Below are 9,603 nucleotides of genomic sequence, written 5' to 3' on the forward strand. Positions count from 1 at the left end.
TCGTCAACGCCGGTGGTGCATACGGACAACATTCATTACGACGTGGCAGGCCGGGTGACTCGCTATCGTGACACACTTTGCCATTACGATGCCTGTGGCAGACTTATTATCAAACGTCGCGAACGAGCGGGGTTCAGGCCGGAAGAAACGCACTACACCTGGGACGCGCACGATCGGCTGATTCGGATACAGCGTCCTGATGGTGCGCGGTGGCGATACCTGTATGATGCCTTCGGGCGACGGGTGAGTAAAACCCGTGAGGGTAATGTTGAATCTGCCCGTAGTCTTCTGCGCGTGGATTACTGCTGGGATGGCGACCAGCTGGTCGGTGAACAACAGTGGCTGGCCGATGGCAGTGCAGCCCGCGCCGTACAGTGGGTATATGAACCGGGCTGCTTCCGACCGTTGGCACAGGTGGAAAAGCAGGGGGATACGACCCGCCTGCATTACATCGTGACGGATTTGACCGGCACGGCGAGGGAGTTGTGCAGCGAAGACGGCGAGGTTCACTGGCGCGGTGAACAGGCGCTGTGGGACGGGTATCAGGAGACGAAAACGCCAGTTCCCCACCCCATGTTCCTGGGGGATGCAGCTAACGATGAAATCAGCTGTGATCTGCGCTATCCCGGTCAGCTTTATGATGCCGAAAGCGGGTTATACTACAATCGATATCGCTATTACGATCCGGATCTTGGGCAATACCTGTCGTCAGACCCAATAGGTTTAGCTGGTGGGATAAGGCCACAGGGCTATGTACATAATCCGCTGGAGTGGATTGATCCGTTTGGACTAACAAAATTTTATCATGCTGGGGATAATATACAGGGTGCGATAGACCTATCTAAAGGAAGACCCAAATTAGATTTTAATCCTTCAGGCAAAGGTGGTTTTTATGTCACGGTTAATGAATCACAAGCTATTAAGTGGCAGAAAATGAGAAGTTTGCCAACAATAACGGAATTTGATATACCAGAAGATGAGTTGAATAGTTTAAATATAAAAAAATTCGAATCGGCCAATGATGAGTGGGCTGAGTTTGTAACAAAGGGCAGGAAGGGTAATCTTCTACATAGTTATGATGCTGTTAGCGGTCCAATGTTAGCGAATCTTTCAGAGGTAAGGAAAGGTATGCCAGCTAGGTCACTGGGATCTCAATTTGCTATTTTCTCAGATAAAGCTGCTAAACTATTCGATCGCTTCAAAGTAGATAAAGGGTGTGGTAATGGTTAATGTTATTGATGGCCTTAGGTTTTACAATTCAGAAGAATGTATAGTATTTAATTTTTACAGCTGGGTTGAGTTATTAAAGGCCATTATAGTTAAATATGCAAACAAGACAGAGAGTGAAGCGGAGATGTTAGTTTTAAATTCTCCGATTGCATGCGGTCAGGTTAATGATTTTATGTCTGTTGCTATTCGTGGCCACGAAAGTGAATATCACTGGGCAATGCTAATAGTTCATGGCGAACGATACTGGATGAATGGTATTGAACTTGATGAGCCTAACGGTTATTTTGACTGGGAGAAAGAATATAGGAGAACGCATGGGCTTAAAGAAACTTGTTTTGAATTTAGCAACTGAGTGATATTAAATTCATTGATCGAGTGATTGAAAAGTAAGGGGGTGATATTTTGAATTTGATGTGAATTTATTGATTGTTAACTACTCATGGTCAATGCTGATGCTCGCTGCTTGTTTCAGGTTTTGAAATTTTTTAATGGATGGAACTCAAAATAGTATTGTCTCGAGAAATATAACCTATTATAAAAACCTCCTTGAGGTTTTAAGGTGGATGTAAGGTTTGATAATGACGTTGACTTAATGTAGTAGTGTTGAGTTTTTTTATGGGTAAATGTTGCTTCGCTCAAGGGGAGGGTGATGCTATCAGTCGATGGGTTCCCGTAAAATTGAGCAGATGTTGTCCTTATTATGAAGTTTTTAATTCTTTTCCAGAGGATGCTTTTGGAGTAAGTGTGAATATCCGGCTGGTTAATGATTTTATGCTTTCTGTTGATGCACAACGTTGTATCGTTGTACCTTTTGAAGTGAGTGACAACAATGAATTTGTTGTCGCTTCGGCAACGGAAACTGTAAAGATAAATTTAGAAATTACTCCAGGGATGTATTTGGTTTACTTTGAAATTTGTGAGGGGATTGAAGTCTATTATAATTTTTAATTCATATCTGCTGATGTTCCTGTCGTACCTCCTGGATGAACCATGGGGCGGCGTAAAAGGAAAGAAACTTGATTGTGGTAATTTGTAAATATTAGCAAGCGCTATGATGAGGAGTCGGGATGCCTCACCTGAATAAATTATTTATTAATGTAAGTTAACAGGAAAATAATGATTCGCCATATTTTATTTATTACGTTTACTGATAGTGCACTACCGGAACACATACTGGCTGTCAGATCGGCATTTCTGCAGGTATCCGATCGGATTGAAGGCATTACAGGCGTGGAATGGGGCGTCAATGACAGTCCCGAAGAGAAGAATGCGGGATTTACTCACTGTGTGCTGATGACGTTTGCGGATGAAGCTGCTCGTCAGCGGTATTTACCGCATCCTGTGCATGATGATCTTAAAACGATTTTTCGACCGATATTGAGGGAGATTGTCGTACTGGACTATACCGTAATCCCCTGAATTATTTTTTATACGATGGATTTGAGTGAAATGGCACAAACGATGACAGATGATGCAAAACGCATTATGGGCGCATTCAGAGAAGCGCCGGTGATGACGTTACAGGCGGTGAGTACGATGGCGGGTCTGGGAGAACATACCACTCGCTTTATTCTGGAGCAGTTACGGCAGGCCGGGTTGGTTCTGGAAAGACATAAGCGCTGGAGTATAGCTGGGGGGCACCTTTCAGATGACCAGGAAAGCAGCGAGTAATGTGTCCCGGCAAGGTGGTGTGACTAAACTGCTGGAATGTCGCTATCGTCGGTTGTCTGTGCGCTACGGCGGGAGGGAGTTCACGGTTCCGGAAAGGCTCTCTAAAAAGTTAACTGGGTTTCTGGCAGTTATAACGTTGAATTTTTCTCTTTGATTAGTAAGTGTTAAATCAGGTTCTGGAATATGCAAGATGAAAAATTGAGAAGCCGTAATCATCGTGTTCGTTGGACTATTTCAGAGTTAAACTATCTTGAAAAAAACTACGGGCAATTTTCTAATGCTGATATTGCACGACACCTTGGGCGATCAGTATCAGCTATTCAGGGGATGGCTGGTAAAATTGGGTGTTGTTCACAGACTGTTAGTCTTTGGACAGAGGCTGAAAAAGATATCCTGCGTGCGACTTATGAAACGGGCATTGACACTAAGCTCATCTGTGCCATGTTACCTGATCGGGCCCCACAATCGGTTACTGTTATGGCGAGAAATATGGGACTCTCCCGTCCGGAATCTATTTGGCGTCAGGATGAAATTGACGTACTGAACACGTATTATCCGGCGGAAGGCAAGAAAATCGCTGCACGATTACCGGGGCGGGGCCCTGAGGCGGTGAAGCTTAAGGCCAACGAACTGGGTATTAAATTTCAGGGAGATGATCTTTATCGCGTCTGGAGCGAAGAGGAGTGGACTCTGCTTGCACAAAACCATTTGCTCCCTTTTGCCCGTTTACGTGAGTTATTCCCGCAAAGAAGCAGGGCTTCCGTTTCAATGGCAAGAAGACGATTCCGACGAAACATGTATGCATCACACAGGAAGTAGACGTGCCAGGTGCGGATAAGGACTCAACGTCAGAGGAACATTCAGCAAAAACGCGTCGGGCGGCGATGGACATAAAATATCTCGCGTCAGTCCTTGCGGGCTAAGGGGGTTCGTAATATTTCCCTGATTATACATTACATTCAATAAATTAGAGACATCCCCCGGATCTCCCTATATTAGAGTATGTAAAGAATCCCACTGTAGTTGATCCATGCGAAAAGTTGACTCCGATTGAAGTTGCTCGCGGCTGGAGAATCATTAAATCCTAATTGTTTTACTTTAATGTTGAGAGGTTATTTAACTATCATGAAATCCACAAAAATAAATCATGCTAATCATTTTGATTTAGATATGCCATTAATCGGATTTGGTGCGATGGGGATATCTGAGTTTTATGGGAGTACCGATAGACAAGAATCAATGAATGCAATTTCAAATGCTCTCAATAATGGGATCATCCATTTTGACACAGCTGATGGCTATGCATATGGAGATAATGAAAAATTTTTGGGTGATATACTGTGTTTATCAGATTCGATAACCAGAAGGAATCTGATTATTGCTTCAAAAGCTGGTATTCTCAGGGATAAAAATGATCCCTCAGTGCGAGGGATATGCATTGAAGAAAAATATCTTAGAGAACAATTGCATAAATCTCTGGATAATTTGAAAACTGATTATCTAGATATTTTTTATATTCATCGCTTGCCTCCTGCGGCTAGTGATGACTCTTTATCATCATTATCTAATTTTTTATTGGATATTAAAAAGGAAGGATTGGTTAAGTCTATTGGATTGAGTGAGCCGAAGCTTATTCAGTTAAATAAAATTCATTCAAAATGCCCGGTGAGCTTTGTTCAATCTGAGTATAGTTTACTTGAAAGGGGGGTTGAACATAATGGAATTATTGATTATTGCAAGGACGAGGAAATAAAATTCGTGGCTTACAGCCCTTTATGTCGTGGTCTATTGACTGACTCTTTTAAGTTTGAAAGTCTGGATGATAGTGACTTTAGACGCTCTTTACCTAAGTTTTCTGATGAAAATATTTCTCACAATATTTCTATTGTAATGAAAATAAAAGAGTTAGCGGATTTAAAAAGGGGGACAGTGTCTGCACTTTCTATCGCCTGGCTACTTTCTCAGGGAGTTTTAGTTATTCCTGGTATGAGAAAAAGTCAACGTGTTAATGATGTGTTAACCTCTTTGGATATTGAGTTAACCAAAGACGATCTTTCTTTCATCGACGAGATTGCTCATATCGGATCAGCTAAGGGTACTCGCTATGCATCAGCAGCTATGGAAGCATATGGATTTGAATAAAAAACTATATTGATATCCGCTGCGTAGAGCAATATGGCAAAGGAAACAATTAAACATCTATTATCTTGGGATGGTACCTGAAACCATCAGTCGTGAAATTAAACGTCTGGATAAAGGTGACATCATCCACTTTAACAACCACTTTATTACGATTCACTCTCCGGAAAAACTGGATGCGTTTATCTTGCGGGAGTGAATTTGGAAAATAATTCATGCCGGGGATATGTGGTCTTTTCCTTATTTAATGCTGCTATTCGCAGGAGGGAATTATGACTTTGCTGGATTTTGTTGTTCATCCATTATGGTTTTTATTGCTGGTTATTCCCGTCATACTTCTTATGATATGGTTCAGGAGATAGTTTCTCAGGGAGAATACGTTGTGCAGGAGAGCCAGCCAGACGGCATATTACCAGAATACAGGGCCTTTTGCTGTTTTGATGCCACTGTGGAAAGCGGGGATGACAGCGATTAATATTTATACGATACACGGATAACGATTTGACCAGTATGACCCCAAAACGCCCGACCAAAGAACTTGTGCACCTGGCATGGTGCATTCTGGTGTCTGTTGGCCTTGCCCGACAGGAAGGTAAAGCGCTTTCCACCATACAAACACATCTGTTCATCATGCAGTGGTTGCTGACAGCGCAGAAACGTAAGATTTTTCCCCGAATACTCGCGTCAGACATTCTCTGGCTGTAGGAGCAGGGTAAGCGCTACGGGCTGTCAGCACGACTTTACAACAAGGTGGAGTACATCTGGCTCGCCAGCTCTGGCGAGCTTACGCAACAGAGCACGCTGTTTCGCTTTACGTACATGATCGATACGCTTCGGACAATGGGCTGGATAGACTGGCTGGTTTCAGCAAAAGAATGGGAAGAAAAAACCAAACTGGCGGGTAATGTCTGTGCGATCTACACCCCGAAAGATGAGCTGCATCAGGTATTTACCGACAAGGGCGAACTCATCAAACCAATGGCGCTGCGGCTTACTGACGATATCAGCGGTATTCCTGCATTACTGGCACAGTGTAATCTGCACGCCGAACGGTTGCCTGATGACGACGGATATGTCGTTTATCAACTATTGCCAGAATCAGGAAATGTGCATTCTTCAGCACCGTAGCAGGGTTGAAGCTGGTGGTAAAAGAAAACAAAAAAAGAATACTGTCATAAAAGGACGCCCGGCCATTAAGGCTGAGCGTCCTGTTTTTTTATTTAACATTCGTGATAATATAATATTACAATAAAATCATTCTGGCAGAGCACCCGCCAGATTCTTCGCTGAAACACTGCTGGTAGATTGTTCCGGTGCAGCAGGGGATGGCGCCGTAGCCGTCAGCACGACTGGTGGAGCCGCTCCCGGCTGAATATTCAGAAACGATGACAGCATAGTACGCAGGGTTTCCGGGCTTGTGTTATCGGCAAGTAACGCGGCCAGTACAGACGGCAACCGGTTGTCAATCTCGCCCAGCGCTATACCGGCCAGCAATGCCGTGCGTGATAACTCACCGCGATCGCCCCTGTGATGCGCCTCTATTCGCGCATCCGCAAAGCGTTCGCTGGCATACGTATCAGGCCGCAGGTAAATCAGTACTTTTCTTCGGTGCATTACCCCTCCATCAGCCAATGGCTTTCAGTCCGTGTACCAGTGCGAACTGCGGATCCTGTGCCACAAAGAAACGATCTTCTCGCAGGTTAACGTGAGTTCGAATGTCATCAACCAGCAGACAGGCACCACCACCCACGACAGCCACGTGGGTATAGCCTTTAAAGCGATCAACCGCTTCCAGCACCCGTGCACGGTAACGCGCGATACCGCTGTGGATTGCCTGTTTAATATCCTCTACAGCATGTGGATCGTTAATATTGTTCGCCAGGTACGTATCGTCGAACCGTTTGATTATCAACCGATCTACGTTGTAACGGGACAGTGCCATACCGGCTTTACGTAACGCCTGCTGCACTTCATCGGTCACCAGTGATACGCCTAACGCAGGATCGCCGTAGATACGGGATACCGAGGACATTTGACCCGCCACCTGCGAGATATCAAGCGTCGTTCCGCCGAGGTCAACAATCAGCACAGAGTTGGAAGCCGAGAGTTGATCGCACAGCGCAATACCTGCAGGAATGGACTCCGGACGCACGGTGACGCGGGTGACGGTGAATACGTGACCGTTATTGAGCACCACGGGTTGTAACAGGCTCTGCTTTTTGCGCTCGATGTTATCAAGCCGGTACTGCGCGTCTTCGTCGTAGAACTCCGCCAGTGGCAGCGTCACTACAATATCCACACACTGCGGCGAGAGACCGCTGGTTAGTAAGGCATGATGCACAGCGACTGCATTGAGTGGGCTGTACTGCCATTCAATATTGCTGGTGGTGAGGGTATCCGGGGAAATGAGGTCATACGAGTATTTCTCCTTGCCTGCGGTGTAGTTAAACGGCTTACCGTTGCCAAACGGGGCTGACCATCCGCGTTTAAAGCTGTTGGGGGTGAGGTGGGTGAACGTTTTGCCGCGCTGCTCCCACAGCATTTTGATGTGAGTCGAGCCATCGTCGATATAAATGCGCATGTTGCACCTTATTTGAGTCAAATGTGAGTTGGAATTGAGATATCCGGCGTCACTGGAGGCGTGAAGGGTGATTATTGAGCCAGAACTGAGAGCACAATGAGATGAATCAGCGCCATAAAGCGCTCAATGAGAAAAGGAAGTGCTGCAAGTGAGACTAAGATGAGAAATCTTTTCATAGGTTTTTTCCTGTATGGGGTGAGTAAAATGTGAATTGCCATACAAGATTAAGGAGATGAGCGTCGGGAAATTACTGCAGTGCACGTTACTGAAAATCGCTCTTGCCAGTTTCTGGTTAAATAAAGGTAAGGTTTATTTAAAGTGAAATACAGGGATGATATTTGAGGGGGCGTTTAAACGCGCTGCTATGAAATGGAGGACGCCCAACCATGAAGTCTGAGCGCCCAGGGATTACGTTCACATTTACCAGGCTGTCTTACTATTATTTCGACCCGGCATCATCAGGATGAGCGAACTCATAAGGTGTTACATAACCTTCGCGATTCGCATCCAGATAGTCTGCCCACCATTGCATCATTTGCTTACGCTCATCAAGATGTTCTGCAAGATAGATATAAGCAGCACGGACGTTATTGCGCTCCTGGTGGCTCATCTGGCGTTCCACGGCATCTTTTGACCACAGGCCGGATTCGATCATGGCGCTACATGCCATAGTGCGGAAACCGTGGCCGCAGATGTCGGTTCTGGTATCAAATCCCATCTTGCGCAATGCTTTGTTGATGGTGTTCTCGCTCATCGGTTTATAAGGATTGTGAGCCCCGGTAAAAATCAAATCAAATTCACCGCTGATCTCGTGGATTTGCTCCAGTATATCTACAGCCTGCTTACACAATGGGATCAGATGTGGGGTGCACATTTTGGCACCACGCGTGGAGAACCTGACTCCGGTAATTTCTTCGCGTTTGTCAGGAAGCGTCCAGAGTGCGCGTTTGAAGTCGATTTCCGGCCAGCGAGCAAAACGTAACTCACTGGAACGGATGAAGATGAGCAAAGCCAGCCTGATTGCCAGTATGGTGAGAGGCTGCCCCTGATAGCTGTTCATTTTCTCCAGTAGATCTGCGACCCCTTTAAAAGGCAATGCGGGATGGTGTTCAGCCTTCTGAGAGGAGATTGCCCCCTTCATATCCAGAGCCGGGTTATAGTTGATATAAGCATTCTGTACGGCATAGCGCATGATGTTGGTAATGCGGCTTTGCAGTCGCCCCGCAGTATCAATATTATCCCTGGCCTCCACAACTTTAACCGGTGCCAGAAGATCACGGGTATTCAGTTTAGTGATGTCACATTCTCCCAGCGCCGGGAACAAATGTGTTTCCAGTGAAGTTAGGATCCGTTTGGCGTGATCCTTACTCCATTTACGATTGCTTTTGTGCCACTCACGAGCCACGGCCTCAAATGTGCGGATGTTTGTGTGTCCTTTCTTTTCCTCCCGCTTTTCCTGATTAGGATCGACGCCGTTAGCCAGTTGCCTTTTGGCATCGTCGCGGCGGAGGCGTGCTTCCGCTAATGAGATTTCAGGGTAGGGGCCGATAAGATAAGTTTGTGGTTTGCCATTGAAGTGATACAGAAAGCGCCAGCGTTTTGAGCCCGTACTGAAAACGAAAAGATAGAGTTTGTCTGCATCGTAGATTTTGATGAATTTTTTGTCTGTCGGGCATTTTGCATTGCGGACAGCCATATCAGTCAGTGCCATAAAAGATGCCTCTTTTACCACTATTCTGAGGTACCGATTTTATCGAACTAAAGATACCTCGGGTGATACCTCGGAAAAGATGTTGATGTGGGAAGAATCAGATTGAGTTCAGTAGACTATCAGGGGAAGTGAAAGTTCGTAAGTCGCGGACTTAGAAAAGAAAAATGGACGTCGGTTGACGTCCATTGATAATAGGGTGGTGCCCGGACTCGGAATCGAACCAAGGACACGGGGATTTTCAATCCCCTGCTCTACCGACTGAGCTATCCGG

Annotated in this window: 12 protein-coding genes and 1 pseudogene; 10 read left to right on the forward strand and 3 right to left on the reverse strand. The window is 45.6% G+C overall.

The annotated features are described in order from the left end of the window. The 10 genes and pseudogenes from DEO48_RS26820 to DEO48_RS15725 all read left to right on the forward strand — a co-directional run. A partial coding sequence (locus DEO48_RS26820; RefSeq protein ID WP_181367021.1) for an RHS repeat-associated core domain-containing protein occupies window positions 1–1,230 on the forward strand: 1,230 nt, incomplete at its 5' end. Continuing rightward, window positions 1,223–1,582: a hypothetical protein gene (locus DEO48_RS15690; RefSeq protein ID WP_109845681.1), complete on the forward strand. Its 360-nt coding sequence runs from the start codon at window positions 1,223–1,225 to the stop codon at window positions 1,580–1,582. The genes DEO48_RS26820 and DEO48_RS15690, both read left to right, overlap by 8 nt. 263 nt (window positions 1,583–1,845) lie before the next feature. Then, the gene (locus DEO48_RS15695; RefSeq protein ID WP_258306112.1) at window positions 1,846–2,178 is read left to right on the forward strand and encodes a hypothetical protein; all 333 of its coding nucleotides are present in this window, start codon (window positions 1,846–1,848) and stop codon (window positions 2,176–2,178) included. 168 nt (window positions 2,179–2,346) lie between these two features. Beyond that, complete coding sequence (locus DEO48_RS15700; protein WP_109845682.1) at window positions 2,347–2,649, forward strand: Dabb family protein; 303 nt, start codon at window positions 2,347–2,349, stop codon at window positions 2,647–2,649. Between the two features lie 42 nt (window positions 2,650–2,691). Further along, window positions 2,692–2,901, forward strand: a complete 210-nt coding sequence (locus DEO48_RS15705) for a hypothetical protein (protein ID WP_146198286.1) — start codon at window positions 2,692–2,694, stop codon at window positions 2,899–2,901. Window positions 2,902–3,084: 183 nt separating this feature from the next. Then, window positions 3,085–3,720, forward strand: a complete 636-nt coding sequence (locus DEO48_RS15710) for a hypothetical protein (protein ID WP_146198287.1) — start codon at window positions 3,085–3,087, stop codon at window positions 3,718–3,720. A gap of 306 nt (window positions 3,721–4,026) precedes the next feature. Next, entirely contained in the window at window positions 4,027–5,043 is a 1,017-nt protein-coding gene (locus tag DEO48_RS15715) for an aldo/keto reductase (protein ID WP_181367022.1), read from the forward strand. Window positions 5,044–5,113: 70 nt separating this feature from the next. Further along, a complete protein-coding gene (locus DEO48_RS27410; RefSeq protein WP_109845686.1) occupies window positions 5,114–5,239 on the forward strand; it encodes a winged helix-turn-helix domain-containing protein in 126 nt (41 codons plus the stop codon). 302 nt (window positions 5,240–5,541) lie between these two features. Continuing rightward, complete coding sequence (locus DEO48_RS27215; protein ID WP_258306113.1) at window positions 5,542–5,745, forward strand: hypothetical protein; 204 nt, start codon at window positions 5,542–5,544, stop codon at window positions 5,743–5,745. A gap of 15 nt (window positions 5,746–5,760) precedes the next feature. Further along, window positions 5,761–6,168, forward strand: a pseudogene (locus tag DEO48_RS15725) (hypothetical protein); the annotation flags it as partial. A gap of 126 nt (window positions 6,169–6,294) precedes the next feature. Here DEO48_RS15725 and DEO48_RS15730 read toward each other — a convergent pair. From DEO48_RS15730 to DEO48_RS15740, 3 genes are all read right to left on the reverse strand, one after another. Then, entirely contained in the window at window positions 6,295–6,654 is a 360-nt protein-coding gene (locus DEO48_RS15730) for a plasmid partitioning/stability family protein (RefSeq protein WP_109845687.1), read from the reverse strand. Window positions 6,655–6,664: 10 nt separating this feature from the next. Then, complete coding sequence (gene parM / locus DEO48_RS15735) at window positions 6,665–7,621, reverse strand: plasmid segregation protein ParM domain-containing protein (protein WP_109845688.1); 957 nt, start codon at window positions 7,619–7,621, stop codon at window positions 6,665–6,667. Window positions 7,622–8,060: 439 nt separating this feature from the next. Further along, a complete protein-coding gene (locus tag DEO48_RS15740) occupies window positions 8,061–9,332 on the reverse strand; it encodes an integrase arm-type DNA-binding domain-containing protein (protein ID WP_109845689.1) in 1,272 nt (423 codons plus the stop codon). Window positions 9,333–9,603 lie beyond the last annotated feature (271 nt).

It is taken from the genome of Enterobacter sp. CGMCC 5087, assembly GCF_003144775.1.
GTDB classification, from domain to species: domain Bacteria; phylum Pseudomonadota; class Gammaproteobacteria; order Enterobacterales; family Enterobacteriaceae; genus Enterobacter; species Enterobacter cloacae_M.